We start from the raw sequence: 18,687 nt of genomic DNA, 5'->3' as shown, positions 1-18,687 counted from the left end.
GGGCATGGATGGATAGAGCGTTGTTGACCTGGGCGGATCCAGCCCGCCCGAACTACGCCGATCGGCGTCTATACACTTCGCCGGGTCCCCACGCAATGGGAGAGGTATGTCTGAGCTCGAACCCGTGGTCCTCGGTCAGCCGACCGTCGGCGACGAAGAACTCGCCGCCGTGGCGGAGGTGTTCCGGTCCGGCTGGCTGGCCGGCGCCGGCCCCGCGTGCCGCCGCTTCGAAGAACGCTTCGCGAAGACCGTCGGCACCGCGCACGCCTTGACCACCAGCAACTGTGGCTCCGCACTCTTCCTCGGCCTGCGTGTACTCGGTGTGAAGCCGGGTGACGAGGTCATCGTCGGCGACTACACGTTCCCCGCCACCGGCCACGCCGTGCTCCAAGCGGGTGCGACGCCGGTGTTCGCCGACATTCGCCCGGACGCGTGGAGCGCCGACCCCGCGTCGATCGAAGCCCTGATCACCCCGCGCACCGTCGGCATCCTCGCCGTCGACGTCGCCGGGCAGCCGGGTGACTTCGACGAGTACCGCGCCATCGCCGACAAGCACGGCCTGTGGCTCTTCGAGGACGCCGCCTGCGCCGCGGGCGCGACCTACAAGACCCGCCCGGCTGGCAGCCTCGCCGACCTGGCCGCGTTCTCCTTCCACGGCCGCAAGGGCATCACCGCGGGCGAGGGCGGCGCTCTGGTCTCGGACCGCGAAGACCTCATCGCGCACGCGCGCAAGCTGCATACCTACGGCATCGAGCCCGCCATCACCCGGGAGGGTTCCGGCGCGTTGCCGATCCCGGAGTTCCACGAGCTGGGCTACAACTTCCGGCTCTCGGACGTGCAGGCCGCGATCATGAACGTCCAGCTGGACCGGCTCCCGGACCTGCTCTCGGCCCGTCGCTCGGTGGCCAAGCGCTACCACGAGGCGTTCGAGAACCTGCCCGGCCTCGACGTCCCGGTGGAACTGCCGGACCGCGAGCACCCGTGGCAGGCCTACATCCTCACGGTGGCCCCGGAGATCGACCGCGACGCGCTCGCGCTGCGGATCCGGGAGCAGGGCGTGCAGTGCAACTTCGGCACCTACGCCTCGCACCTCCAGCCCATCTACGGCAAGACGCAGACCTTGCCGGTTTCGGCGGACCTCTTCGCCCGTCACCTCGCCATCCCGATGCACGCCAACCTCACCGATGACCAGGTCGACCGGGTCATCGGGACCGTCAGCGCCGCACTGCCGAGCTAGGAGAGAAATGCCAGACAAGAAGGTCCTCTTCACCGGGGGCGGCGGTTTCATCGCCGCGCACGTCATCCCGATGCTGATCGAAGGCGGCTACACCGTCCGCGTCTTCGACAACATGACGCGCGGCGACCGCGCCAGGATCAACGAGTTCGTCGCCACCGGCAAGGTCGAACTGGTCGAGAAGGACGTGCGCTACGGCGGCGCCGTGCGTGAGGCCATGCGCGGCTGCACGCACGTGATCCACTTCGCCACCGTGTCGATCAACAAGTCGGTCGCGGACCCGCACGAGTCCATCGACATCAACATGGTCGGCAACCACAACGTCTTCGCCGCCGCGGCGGACGAGGGTGTCGAGCGGGTCGTGTTCGCGTCGACCGCGTCCGTCTACGGCGAACCGAAGCGGCTGCCGATGCACGAGGACGACGAGCTCAAGCCGCTCACGCCGTACTGCATCTCGAAGCGCGCGGGCGAGGACATGCTCGGCTTCTACGAGCGCACCAAGGGCTTGTCCTGGAACGCCCTGCGGTTCTTCAACGTGTACGGCCCCGGCCAGAAGATCGAGGCCTACTACACGTCGGTGATCAACCACTTCATCCAGCGCCTGCGCGCAGGCCAACCGCCGATCATCGACGGCCGCGGCGACCAGTCGATGGACTTCGTGCACGTCACGGACCTGGCCCGTGCCGTCGTCGCGGCGCTGGAGTCGGAGCAGGCAGGAGTGCCGATCAACATCGGCACCGGGATCGACACTTCGATCGCGACGCTGGCGAAGATCCTCATCGACGCCGTCGGCGTCAACGTCGAGCCGCTGTTCAACGAGCGCGACGTGCTCGTTTCGCGGCGTGCCGCGGACATCACCCGTGCCCGCGAGGTCCTCGGCTGGGAGCCGAAGATCTCCGTGGAAGAGGGTATGCACGAGCTGGTCAAGGCCTCGGAATGACTGCCGGGCCAGGGGAGAGCCGCCCTATGCGCATCGCTGTCGTCAACAACTTCTTCCCGCCGAGGGTGGGCGGAAGCGCGCACATGGCGGCGTCCCTGGCCGAGCAGTACGCGGCTCGCGGGCACGAGGTGCTCGCGATCACCGCGGCCTACGCCGACGCCCCGGCCGACGAGACGAAGGACGGCTACCGCGTCGTCCGCCTGCCCGCGGTGAAGATGCCGCAGCTGGGCCTGTCGATCGACTTCGACATGAGCTTCGCCTCGCTGCGGCCGGGGAACTGGCGGCGGCTGCGGAAGCTGCTGGACGAGTTCAAACCGGACGCGATCCACCTCCACGGGCAGTTCTTCGACCTGTCGTGGCTGGCCGGACGGTACGCGCGGCGGCACAAGCTGCCGATGCTGCTGACCATCCACACGCTGCTGATCAGCGACAACAAGCTGTACGGCGGCGTCTTCCGGTTCCTGGACACCGTTCTGGTGAACCCGATCCTGCGCTACCTGAAGCCGCGGTACGTCATCCTCGACAAGCTCGGGGTCGACTACTGCGTCGAGCGCTACGGCACCAGCGACGACAACTCGGACTACTTCCCGATCGCCGTCGACACCGGGAACTTCGAGAAGCCGCTCACGCTCGATGTGCGTGCCGAACACAAGCTGGGCGACGGCCCGGTGATCGTCTCGCTCGGGCACGTGATCCCGCTGCGCAACCGGCTCCCGCTGGTCGAGGCGCTGCCGTCCATTTTGGACAAGCACCCCGACGTGAAGGTGGTCGTCGTCGGCCGCGTGTACCACGACGTCTTCCTGAAGCGGGCGGAAGAACTCGGTGTCGCGGACGCCATCATCGTCACCGGCGCCGTGCCGAAGGCCGACGTGCCCGCGTACTTCGCCGCCGCCGACATCGTCACGCACGACCTCAACGGAGGCTGCGGCACCGCGTCGCTGGAGGCGATGCTCTCGGGCACCGCGACCATCGCGTCGGTCACCGAGGACAACTACCCCGGCATCGAACTTCGCAACGGCGAGAACATCCTGCTGGTGCGGCCGGACGACAGCGAGGCGGTGGCGAACACCGTCATCGAACTGCTCGACGACCCCCAGAAGCGGGCTTTGGTGGCACAGCGGGAAAGCGCGATGGTGCGGGCCAACTTCGGCCTCGACGTCGTCGCCGAGGAACACCTGCGCACCTTCGAGAAACTGGTGACCGAGGCCGATGTTCTTCGATGACGAGCGCAGCAACCGCCTGCGCCCGCAGATCCTGACCGAACTCGTCTCGCAGTACATGAACGACGCCGAGCGCGCTCGTTTCTACGGACTGCCGGAGTCGACACGGGTCCGCGAACGGGTCAAGATCATCAGCCCGGAGAACCTGAAGATCGGCGAACACTGCTGGATCGGCGAAGGCGCCGCGCTCGACGCGAGTGGCGGGCTGGAGATCGGCGAGCACACCAGCATCGGCCTGAACACGCTGATCTTCACGCATTCCAGCTGGCTCGCGAACATGACGTTGCAGAACCACTCCGGCAGCGACCTCATCGAACGCAAACCGGTGAAGATCGGCAAGGGCTGCTTCATCGGCGGCCTGGTGGTGATCATGGCGGGCGTGACGATCGGCGACTTCGCCACCGTGCAGCCGAACTCCGTGGTCGCCAAGGACGTCCCGCCGCGCACTCTAGTCGCGGGTAATCCTGCGCGCGTGTTCCAGAAGTACGACGACGAGTACATCCAGTCCGAAGTGGAGCGTGTGCGCGGCGAGAACGCGCGGCGGCGTGCTTTGGCGGAGGAACGCGGTGACACCCCGGGGTCGTGGGGCGCTCCGGCGGGCGACTTCACGGAGTAGTCAAAGGTGAAGAGCCCCGTGAACCTCGCCGACTGGGCGTCCATGCCCTTGAACCGAGCCGAAGTGGTCAGCGGTGTGCTGGTTCCGCCACCGCAGCTGGGCACTCACCATCAACTGGCCGTGGGGCGACTCGCGTATTGGCTGGACGAGCGGCTCACAGGCCGGTCCGCCTTCGCCGCAGTCGAATTGCTGCTCGCCGAGGAGTCGCTGACCATTCGCGTACCGGACGTCGTCGTCACGAGCCTGGCCGACCCGAACGTTCCCAGGTTGTCCCCTGAGGACGTAGGGCTCGTGATCGAGGTCCTGTCCGAAGGCACCGTTCGTACCGACCGGGTCACCAAGTTCTCCGAGTACGCCGAAGTCGGGATCGAGCACTACTGGATCGTCGACCTCGACGATCCGGCGAGCATGATCACCTATCGCCTCGTAGACGGTGATTACGAGAACTTCGGCGAGCACACCGGCAAGGTGTCACTCGACTTCGACGGCACCCCGCTCACTCTCGATCTCGACGCCCTCACCACGCGGCGCGCGCAGCGTCCCTGAGCTGAGCCGTCGCGACTCTTCCGTGCGGTCCTGAAGGCCACGGCAGCATCCCGGGTGTCGCGAAAGCCACTTTTGCGACGTCTGATGTCCCGAAAGTGGCTTTCGCGACATGGGTACCGGGAGCCGGCTGTGTCTTCACTGTCCACAAGGGACGCTCTCGGCGGCTAAATGTCCGGTTAGTTCCCATATCTACGGTTTTGTTGCTGCAGGAAAGGTCGAGCGGGGAATATTCAGGACGTTCAACGTCCTGAATCTTCCCCGCTCGGCTGTGCCGGGTGTGGTTCGAGCTTGATCAACGGAGGATTAGGGACACTCACTGTCCCTAATCCTCCGTTGATCAAGGTCCGGGAGACCCTTATGCCGGGCTGGCCGTTTCGCGTGACTGGTTGGACGGCACGTGTGAGCCGGTGGACGACACGTACGCGACCGGGCTACGCGGCGAGTCATCCCTCTGGACACGCGTGTCGTCCATCCCATCACGCGAGTTGCCCCGCTAGTCACGCGCAACCGCCACCGGCGCACCGCAATAGGCACCCTTGGCCCTAACCGTCCGTACCACTCACGAGGGTCCTGCCCAGCCGATCCGACGCCGGGAACCATCACCCCACCGAATCCGACTACTAAGCTCAGTGTGCGAGTTTCCCGGCCGGAGGGTATGTCCAGATGAGGTTCAAGCGGTTCGGCGCGTCGCTGCTGGTCGCCGGGGTCGCCCTGCTGGGTGCCGCGACTCCGGCGATGGCCCACTCGGAGCTGAAGAGCAGCGACCCCGCGAAGGGCGCTTCGCTGGCGACGCCCCCGACGCAGATCAAGCTGACCTTCTCCGGCCCGGTCACCCTCGCGGCCGATCCGATCCAGATCACCGGGCCCGAGAACGCGAAGTGGACCGTCGGCCGGGCGGACGTCGCCGGGTCCGTGATCACCGCGCCGGTCCAGGCCGTCGGGCCCGCGGGCGAGTACACGCTGCGCTACAAGGTGACCTTCGAGGACTCGCACGAGTCCAGCGGAACGGTGAAGTTCAACCTCAGCGCCCCGGCCGCGCCCCCGTCGTCCAGCAGCGCGGCGGCCCAAAAGAGCAGCGAGACCAGCGCGGCCCCGGTGCCGCAGGCCGACGAGACCACTCCCGAAGGCCTGGTGCCGGGCTGGGTGTGGATCGTCCTCGCGGTCGCCGTGGTCGTCGCCGGGCTCGTGGGCGCGCTCCGCATCGTCCGCCGCAAGAACGACCGGTCCTGACGTCAGCCGTGGCCGACGCCGGTGTTCCCCGCGGGCAGTTCCTTGCCGGAGGCGTCGAAGGCGGCCAGTTCCAGCGGGTCGGCGCCCGAGTCGAACCAGAACACGACGATGTTCGGGTCCACGCTCCACGGCGCCTGATGCGCGGTGACGTTCTTGCCGTCCACCTTCGCGGTGATCTTCACGGCCGGTCCCGCGTAGTAACCGAACGACGGGTAGCCGCTGATCCCACCGGACACCGCGTGGAAACCGGGTGCCTTGTCGGAGCCTTCGAACTCGTTGGCGGCGACGCCCGCGGTCACCTGGCCTCCGGCCGGACGGCGCCCCGCCATGATCCCGAAGGTCGTCCCCGGAAGCTGCTCGACGTCGACCTTCACGCCGTAGAACACCAGCTCACCGCCGTCGTCGTGGACACCGGTGCCGATGACGTCGCCCCACGGCGTGTCGGTCTGGACAGCCTGCGCGACGGCGGGCGCCGGAGCGGGGGCGGCGTTCGCCGTCAGTGCGCTCATGAGCACCACGGCCAGCACCGCGCCGCCTGCCAGGAGCGTCCGCTTCCCGGGTGATTTCATGGGTGTTCCTCCCCGTGGCCGAAGATCATTCAAGAACACCTACGGGAGAGCGCCCGAAAAGGTTGAGGCAACCTTTCAGGTGGTCAACCGTCGAACGGAGATGAGGACCAGGGTGGCTCGTGGCGATGACGAGTTCGTCGAGTTCGTGCGGAACTCGTCGAACCGTCTGCAACATGCCGCCTACCTGCTGACCAGCGACCGTCATCAGGCCGAGGACGCCGCGCAGACGGCGCTCGCCAAGACGTACGCGGCCTGGTCGCGGGTACGCCGCAAGGACGCCTACGCCTACGCGCGGCAGGTCCTCGTCAACCACATCATCGACGGCTGGCGGCGCCCGATCCGGGAGAACGCGACCGAGGAGATCCCCGAGCGGCCGAGCGGCGCGGACGTCGCCAGTGCCGTTGTCCAGCGGAAATGGCTGCTTGACGCGTTGCGTACGCTCACAGACCGGGAGAGGGCGGTCGTGGTGCTTCGGCATTTCTTCGATTTGAAGGAGTCCGATGTGGCCGGCGAGCTGGGTGTCTCGGTGGGCACCGTGAAGAGCACCAACTCCCGTGCCTTGACCAAGCTGCGGATCACCGCGGAGGACGGAACGGAACTGATCGGGGGGCTGGGCCGATGACCGATCTCGAGACGCTGCGCTCGGCACTGCGCGAAGAGCCTGCCGAGGAGTTCGCCGCGCCCGACCTCGGCGCGATCATGACCAAGGGCAGGCGTATCCGCCGTCGTCGCCGTCTCGCGACCGGCGCGGGCGGGATCGCCGCGGCCGCGGTGACGGTGCTGGTCATCGTCGGCGCGGTCGCGCTGAAAGAACCGCCGCCGGAGCACCAAGTCCTCCCGCCTGCCGCGAGTGCCCCGTCGTCCTCGCCGACGTCGCCGATCCCGACGGTCACCACAGCGCCGTACCCGCAGGCCGTGCCGCTGGGCGACGTGGTCCCCCTCGGCGTCAAGGGGGCGGGCAACCGGGAGCTGGTGCTCTACGCGTCCGCGTTCGACGAGCCGTCGCAGCCGGGCATCCAGTTCGGTCTTCATGTCGCCTACCGCAACGAGGACGGCACCTACGACGCGCTGCTGGCCACCAACGAGTACAAGGGCTCGGACCGGTCGTTCGGCTTCCACGCCACGGACGGCGGCGAGGTGATCCAGGGCACGTTCGTCCCCGTGTTCGGCTACTTCGCCGGCCCGGCGGCGCGGATCACCAGCACCATCCGGGGAAAGCCGGTCGAGGCGAAGACGGCCACCTGGTCCGAAGACCCGTCTGTCGTGATCTTCTGGTTCGAGGGCTCCGAAGTGGAGTCTTCAAATGTGCTTACCCCTCTCATCGCCTACGACGCGAAGGGCCAGCGCCTCACCAAATAACGCAATTCGGCACCTGGTTGCGATCCTTGCGTGTGCAAGTACCGCAACCAGGTGCCGAATTGCGAGAGAGAAGTCAGGCCGCGGCCTGGGTGAGCACCTGGTCGACGACGGCGTGCGAAGGCAGGATCAGGTCCCGCTCGGTGTCGACGTCGATCTTGCCCTCGAGCAGCTCGAGGAACCGGTCCAGCTGGGTCGCGAGGGGCTCCCGGGCGGTGACCAGTTCAGGGATCTCGATGACGGTCTGCTGCCGGTAGCCGAGGCCGTCCTCGGTGACCGAGTCGTGCGAGACGTGCCGGTAGATGGTGACGTCGCGGCGGAGCAGGTCGATCTCGATCATGCGGTCCAGTTCGGACACCCACAGCGAGCGGACCTTGCGCTGGCCGAGACGGGAGGCGGAAACCGTGGCGAGCCCGGACTCGAACGACAGCACCGTCTCGATGGTGTCCTCGGCGCCCTCGACCGAATTCGGGTGGAAGTAACCCGCGCCGGAGGCGACCCGCTGCGGGGTCGCGCCGCCGAAGAACTGGATCGCCAGGTCGACGTCGTGCACCAGCAGGTCCCACGCGACACCGGTCTTGATGCGCGGCGCGTACGGGCCGTGGCGGCGGGCCATCAGGTGGATCGGCTCGTTCACCAGTGCCCGCGCGGTCATCACGGCCGGGTTGTAGCGCTCCAGGAGCCCGCACATCAGCGGGACGTCCTTCTTCGCAGACAGCCCGACGATCTCCTTGGAGAATTCGAGGCTGTTGCATACCGGCTTCTCGACCAGCAACGGCTTGCCCTGGCCCAGGATCTCCTGCGCCAGCTCGTAATGCGCCTCGGTTGCCGAAGCGAGCACGACGGCGTCCACATCGGACAGCGAGCCGATTTCGGGCGTCCACTGGGTTTCGTAGCGCTCGGCGACCTTGCGGCCGGCCTCTTCGCGCGGGTCGATCACGCGGACGAGGTCCACGCGCTCGTTCGCGGCGAGGACACGGGCGTGCAGCGAGCCCATGTTCCCGGTGCCGATGAGGGCGATCTTGTGCGTCGTCATGCGCCGAGAACCTCGCGAACCGTTTCGATGATGGTGTCCAGGTCGGACTCGGAAAGGTGCGGGTGCACCGGCAGCGAAAGCGCCTGCGCGGCAACGGAAGCGGCCACCGGGAAGTCCGCGACCTTGGCGTCGGGGATCAGCGGGTCGTTCCGGTAGCAGTCGTAGTCGAAGACGATCTTCGGGTAGTAGATCCCGTTGCCGATACCGCGTTCGGTGAGGGCGGCGGCGAGTTCGTCGCGCGAGAGGAACGCGTGCGGGCCGACCAGCACGGTGTACTGGTGCCACACGTGTTCGCGGCCCGGCAGAACCTGCGGGAGGTCGAGACCGGGGGTGCCGGCGAGGCCTTCGGTGAGGCGCTTCGCGTTGGCCTGGCGGGCGGCGGTGAGCTGGTCCAGCTTCTCCAGCTGCGGGATGCCGACCGCGGCGTGCAGGTCGGTCATCCGGTAGTTGTGCCCGGCGACCTCGTACTGGTACCGGGCGCGCATGCCCTGGTTGCGCAGCACACGCAGCGCGTCGGCCAGCTTGTCGTCGTCCGTGGTGATCACGCCGCCCTCGGCGGTGGTCACGTTCTTGGTGGCGTACAAGGAGAAGCAGCCGATCCCGAAGGATCCCGACGGCTTGCCCTGGAACGACGCGCCGACGGCCTGCGCGGAGTCCTCGATGACCTTGAGGCCGTGCTCGGCGGCCAGCGGCGCGAGCTTGCCCATGTCCGCGGTCTGCCCGTAGAGGTGCACGGGCATGAGGACCTTGGTGCGGTCGGTGATCGCGGCGGCGACGGCGTCCGGGTCGATCGCGAAGTCGTCGCGCCGGATGTCGGCGAACCGGACGGTCGCGCCTGCTTCCAGGATCGCGTTCAGCGTCGCCACGAAGGTGAACGGCGAGGTGACGACCTCGTCGCCCGGCTGAAGGTCGAGCGCCTGAATGGCGGCGACCAGCGCGGTGGTGCCGTTGTTCACGGCGATCGCGTGCTTCGTGCCGGAAACGCTCGCGAACGCGTCCTCGAAGCGCTTGACCATCGGTCCCTGTGCGATGGCGCCGGATCGCAGCACCTCTACGACGAGGTCCTCCGCGTCACGGACGTCGACCACGGTAATGGGGATCATCTGCAAGTCTCTCTCGACTGGGCGTTCTGGTGCGTCCGGTACAGTGAGCCGCCGGTTCTGCGCCCGGCCGCCCTCTCTGGCGCGGGCCACACGTTACCGGGAACGCCGAAGCGCCCATTACCCCAGGCTGCCTCCAGCCACAACGAACGGATCTCACGTGGTGAACCGCATCCACCCGACAGCAGTCATCGGCGAGGGTGTCGAGCTCGGTGAAGACAACGTCATCGGCCCGTTCACCGTCATCGTGGGCCCCACGCGCCTCGGTGACGGCAACTGGATCGGCCCGCACGTGACCATCGGGACCCCGGGTGAGGACCGCGGCCGCGAGCACCCCGCCGCCTGGGAGTCCGCGCCGAACGGTGATCCCGATCACGACGGCCACGGTGTCATCATCGGCAGCCGCAACCGCGTTCGCGAATACGTCAGCGTCCACCAGGGCACCTGGCGCACGACCACCATCGGTGACGGCGGCTACTTCCTCCGCGGCTCCCACATCGCCCACGACTGCCTGGTCGAGGACGCCGTCACGGTGGCGTCGAACGTCATCACCGGCGGCCACTGCCACATCTGGTCCGGGGCGAACCTCGGCATGGGCGCGATCCTGCACCAGCGGGTCGTCATCGGCCCCGGCGCGATGGTCGGGATGAGCTCCGCGGTCCGCAAGGAGGTGGGCGCGTTCACCATCGCCGTCGGCAACCCCGCACGGGTGACAGGCGTCAATACGGTGGGGCTGTCCCGCCGAGGGCTGGACGACGCCACCATCGAGGCACTGGGACCGTGGCTGAAGGGTAAGGCCGGTCTCCCTGAGGACGGGCTGGCCGACCGGCTGCCCGGCGACCTCTCTACCTTGGTGAAGGCGTGGGACGCCCGTCCGCGCGAGGAGCACTAGGAGTCACAGATGGCGGAAGTCGCCGGCAAGCTGCGTGAGGTCTTCGTCGAGGCGCTGGACCTCGATGGCGAGGTCGACGTCGAAAACCTGAAGTACCGCGACATCGAGGCGTGGGACTCGGTGGGTCACATGGCGCTGGTCGCGGCCATCGAGGACGAGTTCGATGTGGAATTCGACACCGACCAGGTGATCGACATGTCCAGCTTCAAGGTCGCCGTCGACATGGTCACCGACCTCCAGAACAAGTGATGCTCGAAGGCAAGGTCGCCCTGGTCACCGGCGGTACGCGGGGGATCGGGCTGGCCACCGCGCGGGCGCTCGCCGAGGCGGGCGCCACCGTCGTGCTGACCGGCCGCGACGAGGCCAAGGCCAAGGAAGCGGCCACCGCGGCGGGGGCCGCGAGCGGGCTCGCGCTGGACGTCACCGACGCCAAAGCCGTGTCGACGCTGGTCCGCGGCGTGGCCAAGGAGCACGGCAAGCTCGACATCGTGGTCGCCAACGCCGGGATCATGGAGGACGCGCTCCTCGGCATGATCCGCGAGGAACTGGTCGACACCACGCTGAGCACGAACGTCGCCGGCACGCTGCACACCGTCCAGGCCGCGGCCAGGGCGATGATGCGCAAGAAGACCGGCGCCATCGTGGTGCTGGCTTCGATCGTCGGTGAGCACGGAAGCGCTGGTCAGACCGTGTACGCGGCCTCGAAGGCGGCGGTGGCGAACATCGCGCGTTCGGCCGCGAAGGAACTCGGCCGCTCCGGGATCCGGGTCAACGCGGTGGCGCCCGGCGTCATCGACACCGACCTGACCTCGGGCCTGACCGAGGACGCCAAGGCCGAGAACATCGGCAAGACGCCGCTCGGACGGCTCGGGACGCCCGAGGACGTGGCGAACGCGATCCGGTTCCTGGTCAGTGAGGACGCTTCGTTCATCACCGGGCAGGTGCTGGGTATCGATGGAGGATTAGTTCTCTGATGACCCTTTTGGGTGTGGGCGCACGACTGATCGACGTCACGAGCGGCAAGACGCTCGCGGGCGAGGAACTCGACACCGAGGTCACCCGCGTGGGGGCCGCGTTGTCGCTGCTGCCGCCCGGTGCGCTGTTCGCGCGGATGTCGGTGGACCTCGAAAGCGTGCTGAACTACCTCGGCGCGTTCGAGGCGGGCCGCGCGATCGCGCTGATCGATCCGGCGCTCGACGCCGACGTCCTGGCGGGGCTCATCGAGCGCTTCCGCCCGGCCGCCGTGCTGTCCGCGCCGGACGCGCCCGCACCCAAGGGGTACGGCGTCTCCGACGGATACTGGGTCCGGGAGTCCGCCGAAGGTGTCGAGCCCCATCCCCACCTCGCGGTCCTGTTGCCGACCAGCGGTTCCACCGGCAACCCGAAGCTGGTCCGCCTCTCGCGCGGTGCGGTGCTGGCCAACGCCGACGCGATCGCCGAAGTGCTCGGCATCGACCGGCACGAGATCGCGCCGACCAGTCTCCCGCTGCACTACAGCTACGGACTGTCCGTGCTGAACTCGCACCTCGTCCGCGGCGCGACCGTGGTCATCGAGCCCTCCGGAGTGCTCGGACGCGGGTTCTGGGACGCGGTCAACGAGCACAAGGTGACGTCGCTCGCCGGGGTTCCGTACCACTACGAGATGCTGCGGCGCCTCAAATTCGACCCGGCGAAGTACCCGACGCTGCGCACGCTGACCCAGGCGGGCGGCAAACTCCGCGACGACCTCGTCGCCCAGTTCAACGACAAGATCCGCGAGGTCGGCGGGCGGATGTTCGTGATGTACGGGCAGACCGAGGCCGCGCCGCGGATGACCACCGTCCCGGCGGATCGGCTCGCTGAGAAGCTCGGTTCGGCCGGGCCCGCACTGCCCGGCGGCTCGTTCGCCGTCCGGCGCGAGGACGGTTCCGAGACCAAGCACCCGAAGATCGTCGGCGAGGTCGTCTACCGCGGGCCCAACGTGATGATGGGGTACGCCGACGACGAGGCCGGGCTGGCCGCGGGCGACGAATGGGGCGGCGTGCTGCCCACCGGCGACCTCGGCTACCTCGACGAGGACGGGTTCCTCTTCATCACCGGACGGCTCAAGCGGATCGGCAAGGTTTTCGGCAACCGGGTCAACCTGGATGATCTCGAGCACGCCGTGCGTTCTGCTTCGGTGGGGATCGACGTCGTGGCCGCCGTCCCGGCCGGGGACAAGGTCGTCCTGTTCGCGGAAGGAGCCGACAAAGATATGTGCAAGGACGCCGCGAAGGCGCTGTCCGAGCGGCTGCACCTGCACACCAGCGGGTTCGACGTCCGCGCATGCGACACCGTGCCGCTGCTGGCCAGCGGCAAGATCGACTACCGGTCGCTGGAGGCCCAGGTATGAGCGTCTTTACGTTGTCTCAAGCCGAGCGTGAGAAGCACCTGCTTCCGCAGCTGGCCGAGCTGACCGCGCACCACCGCGAGAACTCCGAAGGGTACGACCGGATCCTTTCGTCGCTGGGTATCGCGCGGGACGCGTCGTTCGAGTCCATCGCGGACCTGCCCTGGCTGCCGGTGCGGATGTTCAAGACGCACGACCTGCGCAGCATCCCCGAGTCCGAGATCTTCAAGACGCTGACGTCGTCGGGCACCACCGGCGCGGGCGCGTCGCGGATCTACCTGGACAAAGCCGCCGCCGGCGCGCAGACCAAGCAGCTCGGCGCGACACTGCAAGAGGTCCTCGGCGGCGAGCGGCTGCCGATGCTGATGGTCGACACGATCGGCATCATCAAGAACCGCCGCTCGTTCTCCGCACGCGGCGCGGGTGTGCTGGGCATGGCGAACTTCGGCCGCAAGCACACATACGTGCTGGACGAGAACGACGAGCCGGACGTCGAGGCGGTCAAGACCTTCCTCGCGACCTACGGCGACAAGCCGTTCCTGATCTTCGGGTTCACCTTCATGGTGTGGCAGTACCTCTACGAGGTCGCGCGTGAGCACAAGCTGGACCTGTCGAACGGGATCCTGATCCACTCGGGCGGCTGGAAGAAGCTGATCGACCGCGCGGTCGACAACACCGAGTTCCGGCGTCGCTTCAAAGAGGACACCGGGCTCACCCGGATCCATAACTACTACGGGATGATCGAGCAGATCGGCACCGTGTTCCTCGAAGGACCGTCCGGGAACTCGTTGTACTGCCCCGATTTCGCCGACGTCGTGATCCGGAACCCGGAAACCTGGGAAGAGCAGCCGGTCGGCGAGCCCGGCGTGATCGAGGTCGTCAGCACGCTGCCGCACTCGTACCCGGGCCACGTCCTGCTCACCGAGGATCTCGGTGTCTACAACGGAATCGACGACGGCGACTGGCCTGGCAAGCACTTCTCGGTCATGGGCAGGCTGCCCAAGGCCGAAGCCCGCGGTTGCTCGGACACCTTCCAGGGAGCGGCGGCATGAGTCTCAACCAGCGTTTCCCGCTTTCGGAGGCCATCGAGGTCGACAAGCTCGTCGAAGAGCTGCGGGCCGAGCCCGTCGGCGGACGGCTTCGCGTCGGCGACCCGCGCGTCGTCGAGTTCCTGACGAAGTTCGCGCGCAAGCTCCTCGCGCCCGCGACGGCCCGCCGCTTCCCGGAGTTGGCGTCGCTCGGTTTCTTCCTGCGCAAGGGAGAGATCGCCAAAGCACTGTCCACTTTGGAGACTTCCGGCGACGCGCTTCGCTTCCCGCGCGGTCTCGTCTTCCACGTGCCGCCCGCGAACGTCGACACGATCTTCGTGTACTCGTGGGCGCTTTCGGCGCTGGCGGGCAACCACAACGTCGTCCGCGTGTCGTCGCGTTCGGCCGGTGCCGCCGAGACGGTGCTGGAGGCACTGAACGCCGCACTGTCCGAAGTGGACGCCGACACCGCCGCCGCGATCACCGCGACACAGCGCATGGTCACCTACGACCGCAGCGACGCGATCAGCGGTGCGCTCTCGGTCGCCGCGGATCTGCGGGTCATCTGGGGCGGCGACGCCTCGGTCGCGGCGCTGCGCAAGTACCCGCTGGCGCCGCACGCGCGTGACCTGACCTTCCCGGACCGGTCTTCGTTCGCGGTCGCGTCGGTGCGCGGCTGGCAGAACGCCTCCGAGACCGAGCGGCGCGGTGCCGCCGAAGGCTTCTACAACGACTCGTACTGGTTCGACCAGGCCGCCTGCTCGTCACCGCGCGCGGTGTTCTGGGTCGGCGACGAAGCCGGGGCCAAGGAAGCCGGACAGGAGTTCCGGACGCTGCTCGCCGAGGTGCTGGCGACGAAACAGCACGTCACCGAGCCCGCGATGGCCGTGCAGAAGCGGGTTTCGGCGTACGGCGCCGCTGTCGACGGGCTCGTCAACGGCATCGACTTCCAGGGCAACGGCCTGGCGACGCTGGAGCTGACCGATCCCGCGATCCTGCCGCGCGAGTGGCTCGGCGCGGGCACCTTCGCCAACGCGCGGGTCGACACGCTTTCCGACCTCGTGCCGATCGTCCTCCGCAAGGATCAAACCGTCGGTCAATTCGGCTTCACCAAAGAAGAATTGACGCAATTCGTGACGGAATTGGCGGGCCGCGGTGTCGACCGCGTCGTTCCCTTCGGATCGGCCCTGACGTTCTCCGCGATTTGGGACGGCTACGATCTGCTGACCGAGTTCAGTCGTCTGGTGACCGTACAGGCCTGACCTGCGGCGACAGAGTTTTGTGCGAGGAGGTTCAGTGACGATCGTCGAAATGCCCGAGGAGGAGTCTTCGGTTGCGGTAAAGCAGCCGAAATCCACGAAGGCGAAGATCCTCGACGTCGTCCGCTGGATCGCCATCCTCGCGGTCGTCGGTTTCGCGGCGAAGACCCTTGTCGCCAATTGGGGTGAATTCTGGCGGACGTTGTCCGACGTCGCCTGGGAATCCTCGACGTTGAGCCTGCTCGCGTTGATCGCCGCGATCATGGTGTCGACCTACGGCTGGCAGGTCATGGTCGACGACCTCGGCAAGCCGATCGGCTACGCCCGGGGCGCGCAGATCTGTCTCGTCGGCTCGCTCGGCAAGTACGTGCCGGGTTCGGTGTGGGCGTACCTGTTGCAGATGGAACTAGGGCGCAAGGCCGGGCTCGCGAGGGCCCGGATCTTCACCGGTTCGCTGATCCAGCTCGGCGTCGGCGTGGTGTCGGCGCTGGTCGTCTCGCTGCTCGCGGCCCCCGCGGTGTTCAGCAACAGTCCGCGCGCGATGTGGCTGTTCGTGCTCATCCCGGTCGGACTGGCGATGCTGCACCCGCGAGTGCTCACCTGGGGCACGTCGCTGGTGCTGCGGATCCTGCGCCGCCCGCCGCTCGACCACCGGCTGAGCTGGTCGGTCATCGGCAAGGTGTTCGGCTCGTCGACCGCCGCGTGGGCGTTGCAGGGCGTGCACCTGTGGCTGCTGGCGAACTCCGTCGGCACGCCCGGGTTCAGCGGATTCGTGCTGTGCGTCGGCGCGATGGCCGTCGCGATGACCGTCGGGACGTTCGCGTTCATCCTGCCCAGCGGGGTCGGCGTCCGCGAGGTCGCGCAGGTCGCCGTGCTGACCGCTTCGGGTCTCACCGTCGGCCAGGCGACCGCTTTCGCCATCGCTTCGCGGGTCATGTTCACCGTCGCGGACCTGATCACCGCCGGTGCCGCCGCCCTCTCCGCCCGCCTCGTAGACCGCACCCCCCGCAACTAGTCACCTACTTGCGATAGTTGCACGCGCAAGGACCGCAACCAGAGGACGAAACGCGGTCCGTCCCGTTGGTCGCGAGTGGCGATTCGGGTTCTCTTGAGGGGTAAGGCAAAGGTGGCGCCTTACGTGCTCGCCAGGGCGCTGATCTGGGTGTCGCGAAAGCCACTTTCGGGACATTAGATGTCCCGAAAGTGGCTTTCGCGACCTGTCCGGTGCGTGCGGTGTCGACCCGCCCGGCCCACGCAAGTAGTCCTCTGGTTGCGGTAGTTGCACGCGCAAGGACCGCAACTAGAGGACGAATTGCGTCAGGGGGTCAGGCGGTAGATGACGGCGTCGGAGTTGCGGTAGACCTCGGTCACGAAGCTCAGGCCGTCCAGATCGCGTAGCCCGGCCTGACGCAGGGCGCCCGGCGGGTAGCCGTACTGCCCGAGGATCACCCACCGCACGTTCAGCCGCTCCACCGCCGCCCGCACCTCGGCGTTCGACGGATACTCCCGGAACTGCCACTCCAGCAGCCGCGCGTCCGACGGCGAAAGCGTCTCGTCGAAATGCCCGGAAGTCGTGCGGACGCCGGAAAGCGCGTAAGTCCACACTGTCCCGTCCAGCCGGTCGTTCAACGCGCGCTCGCCGGGCTTCGCGAACTCGGCCAGCTTCTCCATCGCGACGACTTCGTCGGGACTCACCGGCAGTTTGTGTGTGTTGACGCCGGGTGTGTTCGCGTAGCCGGGCGCGATCTTCGCCGCGTTGGACCGCGCGTAGAAACCGTTGCTCAGGAAGGCGAATCCGCCGAACACCAGCACCGCGACGACGAGCGCCGGCACCTTCCGGTGCACCACGGTGTCCCGCAGCCACGCTTGCGTCTCGGCGAGCCCGTGCGCCGCGATGATCGACAGCGGGATCGCCGCCATCGCCATGAACCGGTACGGGTCGTTCCACCACGGCCGGGACAGTGCCAGCACGATCGGCAGCTCCGACGACGTCACCACGATGTAGGCGAGCCCGGTGAGCAACGCCGTCACGCCGATCCAGCGCAGCGCGCCCGCCCGCGCGAAGAAGATGAAGCCCATCAGCAACGCGGCCGAAAGCCAGACCTGCGGGTACGGCTCGTAATGCTGGAAGCCCAGCAGCGCGCCGAGCGCCGTCGTCGCCCGCCATTCGACCGGCCAGCTGCGGTAGGGCACCTCGCCGTTCGCGAGCCCGATCGCGCCGAACAGCTGCAAGCCCGCCACGGGAATCGCGACGACGCCGACGATCGCCAGCGCGCGCAAGTCCCGTCCGAGCCGCCGCCACCGCTCACCCGGCGCGGCCCAGCGCTGAAGCAGCAGCGGACCGGCGAACAGGATCGCGCCGAACAGCGCCGACGAATGCACGCACAGCAACCCGACCGCGCCGAGCAACAGCACGAAGCCGGTGTCGGGTGCCGGACGGTCGAGGTACCGCTTCACCGCGACGGCGGCCAGCGGGGTCAGCGCGAGGCCGAGCAGGAACGGCAGCAAAGGTCCCCTGCTCATCGATTCGTACAGCCCCATCACCGGCGCGACGGAGACGAGCGCGACCGCTCCCGCGAAGACCGCCCGGCCCCGGAACACGCGCACCATCGTGACCAGTGACAACGCCAGCAAACCGGGCAGCAGCGCGGTGTTCACGTCCAGTGTCAACGGGATACTCGCCGGGCTGAGCAGGTACACCACGGACGCGAGCAGGTGGTACGCGTTGGGGTAGAACACCGGCGCCGCGTCGCCGTACCAGTTGACCTCGCCGGTGCCGAACAGGCTGCCGTCGCCGGTTTCGGCGATCTCCCGGACGCCGTTCGCGTGATAGACCGCGTCGAAACCCTGCGGGATGGCGTCCAGCCTTCCCATGCCGCGCACCACCGCATACATCCCGACGGCGGCCGCGAGCAGCAGGCACGCTCCGACGGCGAGATGTCCGCTCCGTGCCCACAGCGGTTCTTCCGCTGAGGGAGGCCATCGGCGCAGGGTGGGCCGTCGCAGGCCGTACGCGACTCCGGCGAACAAGGCCGTCGCCACCGCGTACGTCACCGGCGTGAACGGCAGCCCGAGCGCGGCCGCCCACGGTCCGGCGAGGCCGCCGACGGCGTAACTCAGCAACGGCGTCATGCCCGCGAGCACCCAGCCGCGCAGGCCGGCGGCGAGACCGGTGAGCAGGCCGGGAAGGCCGATGACGAGCAGGGCGGCACAGACCGTGACGACATCGGTCAGCGCGGAGGTCTCGGTGGGCACGGTGATCCTCGAGAGGGGAATCCGCACGGAACCCCCGC

Annotated in this window: 19 protein-coding genes; 15 read left to right on the top strand and 4 right to left on the bottom strand. The window is 68.0% G+C overall.

The annotated features are described in order from the left end of the window. Positions 1-106 precede the first annotated feature (106 nt). From ACLARN_RS00660 to ACLARN_RS00635, 6 genes are all read left to right on the top strand, one after another. Positions 107-1,237, top strand: coding sequence for a DegT/DnrJ/EryC1/StrS family aminotransferase (locus tag ACLARN_RS00660; RefSeq protein WP_409489325.1), 1,131 nt, complete (start codon positions 107-109; stop codon positions 1,235-1,237). Between the two features lie 7 nt (positions 1,238-1,244). Further along, on the top strand, positions 1,245-2,174 hold the full coding sequence (locus ACLARN_RS00655; protein WP_409489324.1) for an NAD-dependent epimerase/dehydratase family protein: 930 nt from the start codon (positions 1,245-1,247) through the stop codon (positions 2,172-2,174). Positions 2,175-2,200: 26 nt separating this feature from the next. Beyond that, positions 2,201-3,397 (top strand): glycosyltransferase family 4 protein, encoded by a 1,197-nt coding sequence (locus ACLARN_RS00650; RefSeq protein ID WP_409489323.1) that lies wholly within the window; start codon positions 2,201-2,203, stop codon positions 3,395-3,397. After that, entirely contained in the window at positions 3,384-4,010 is a 627-nt protein-coding gene (locus ACLARN_RS00645) for an acyltransferase (RefSeq protein ID WP_076164038.1), read from the top strand. Before ACLARN_RS00650 ends, ACLARN_RS00645 begins: the two co-directional genes overlap by 14 nt. 6 nt (positions 4,011-4,016) lie before the next feature. Continuing rightward, entirely contained in the window at positions 4,017-4,556 is a 540-nt protein-coding gene (locus ACLARN_RS00640; RefSeq protein ID WP_409489322.1) for a Uma2 family endonuclease, read from the top strand. Positions 4,557-5,219: 663 nt separating this feature from the next. After that, positions 5,220-5,786 carry a copper resistance protein CopC gene (locus tag ACLARN_RS00635; protein ID WP_409489321.1) on the top strand — a complete coding sequence of 189 codons (567 nt, stop codon included), beginning with the start codon at positions 5,220-5,222 and terminating at the stop codon, positions 5,784-5,786. A 2-nt stretch (positions 5,787-5,788) separates the two neighbouring features. On the opposite strand, the gene ACLARN_RS00630 is transcribed toward ACLARN_RS00635, so the two are convergent. After that, complete coding sequence (locus ACLARN_RS00630) at positions 5,789-6,355, bottom strand: hypothetical protein (protein WP_409489320.1); 567 nt, start codon at positions 6,353-6,355, stop codon at positions 5,789-5,791. A gap of 112 nt (positions 6,356-6,467) precedes the next feature. Here ACLARN_RS00630 and ACLARN_RS00625 point away from each other — a divergent pair, with 112 nt between their 5' ends. Together ACLARN_RS00625 and ACLARN_RS00620 are read left to right on the top strand one after the other, a co-directional pair. Further along, entirely contained in the window at positions 6,468-6,977 is a 510-nt protein-coding gene (locus tag ACLARN_RS00625) for a SigE family RNA polymerase sigma factor (RefSeq protein ID WP_409489319.1), read from the top strand. Further along, a complete protein-coding gene (locus ACLARN_RS00620; RefSeq protein ID WP_409489318.1) occupies positions 6,974-7,714 on the top strand; it encodes a hypothetical protein in 741 nt (246 codons plus the stop codon). Before ACLARN_RS00625 ends, ACLARN_RS00620 begins: the two co-directional genes overlap by 4 nt. A gap of 73 nt (positions 7,715-7,787) precedes the next feature. On the opposite strand, the gene ACLARN_RS00615 is transcribed toward ACLARN_RS00620, so the two are convergent. Further along, a complete protein-coding gene (locus ACLARN_RS00615; RefSeq protein ID WP_409489317.1) occupies positions 7,788-8,747 on the bottom strand; it encodes a Gfo/Idh/MocA family protein in 960 nt (319 codons plus the stop codon). Then, on the bottom strand, positions 8,744-9,850 hold the full coding sequence (locus ACLARN_RS00610; protein ID WP_409489316.1) for a DegT/DnrJ/EryC1/StrS family aminotransferase: 1,107 nt from the start codon (positions 9,848-9,850) through the stop codon (positions 8,744-8,746). The genes ACLARN_RS00615 and ACLARN_RS00610 overlap by 4 nt, the downstream gene beginning before the upstream one ends. Before the next feature lie 157 nt (positions 9,851-10,007). On the opposite strand from ACLARN_RS00610, the gene ACLARN_RS00605 reads away from it, so the two are divergent. Genes ACLARN_RS00605 through ACLARN_RS00575 form a run of 7 tightly spaced genes read left to right on the top strand, consistent with a single transcriptional unit; the run spans position 10,008 to position 16,409 of the window. Beyond that, positions 10,008-10,739, top strand: coding sequence for a UDP-N-acetylglucosamine acyltransferase (locus ACLARN_RS00605; protein ID WP_409489315.1), 732 nt, complete (start codon positions 10,008-10,010; stop codon positions 10,737-10,739). Between the two features lie 9 nt (positions 10,740-10,748). Beyond that, positions 10,749-10,988 (top strand): acyl carrier protein, encoded by a 240-nt coding sequence (locus tag ACLARN_RS00600; RefSeq protein ID WP_037333479.1) that lies wholly within the window; start codon positions 10,749-10,751, stop codon positions 10,986-10,988. Continuing rightward, positions 10,988-11,713, top strand: a complete 726-nt coding sequence (locus ACLARN_RS00595; RefSeq protein ID WP_409489314.1) for an SDR family NAD(P)-dependent oxidoreductase — start codon at positions 10,988-10,990, stop codon at positions 11,711-11,713. The genes ACLARN_RS00600 and ACLARN_RS00595 overlap by 1 nt, the downstream gene beginning before the upstream one ends. Further along, entirely contained in the window at positions 11,713-13,110 is a 1,398-nt protein-coding gene (locus tag ACLARN_RS00590) for an AMP-binding protein (RefSeq protein ID WP_409489313.1), read from the top strand. The genes ACLARN_RS00595 and ACLARN_RS00590 overlap by 1 nt, the downstream gene beginning before the upstream one ends. Next, positions 13,107-14,159 (top strand): acyl-protein synthetase, encoded by a 1,053-nt coding sequence (locus ACLARN_RS00585; RefSeq protein WP_409489312.1) that lies wholly within the window; start codon positions 13,107-13,109, stop codon positions 14,157-14,159. Before ACLARN_RS00590 ends, ACLARN_RS00585 begins: the two co-directional genes overlap by 4 nt. Then, the gene (locus ACLARN_RS00580) at positions 14,156-15,397 is read left to right on the top strand and encodes an acyl-CoA reductase (RefSeq protein ID WP_409489311.1); all 1,242 of its coding nucleotides are present in this window, start codon (positions 14,156-14,158) and stop codon (positions 15,395-15,397) included. The genes ACLARN_RS00585 and ACLARN_RS00580 overlap by 4 nt, the downstream gene beginning before the upstream one ends. A 34-nt stretch (positions 15,398-15,431) precedes the next feature. Beyond that, positions 15,432-16,409: a lysylphosphatidylglycerol synthase transmembrane domain-containing protein gene (locus ACLARN_RS00575; RefSeq protein WP_409489310.1), complete on the top strand. Its 978-nt coding sequence runs from the start codon at positions 15,432-15,434 to the stop codon at positions 16,407-16,409. A 302-nt stretch (positions 16,410-16,711) separates the two neighbouring features. Here ACLARN_RS00575 and ACLARN_RS00570 read toward each other — a convergent pair whose 3' ends face one another. After that, on the bottom strand, positions 16,712-18,649 hold the full coding sequence (locus ACLARN_RS00570; protein ID WP_409489309.1) for a DUF6541 family protein: 1,938 nt from the start codon (positions 18,647-18,649) through the stop codon (positions 16,712-16,714). Between the last annotated feature and the right edge of the window lie 38 nt (positions 18,650-18,687).

The organism is Amycolatopsis sp. cmx-11-12 (assembly GCF_046269425.1).
In the GTDB taxonomy this organism is placed as follows: Bacteria; Actinomycetota; Actinomycetes; order Mycobacteriales; family Pseudonocardiaceae; genus Amycolatopsis.
The sequence above is the reverse complement of the archived record's forward strand: the minus strand, read 5'-3'. Positions and strand labels throughout refer to the sequence as shown.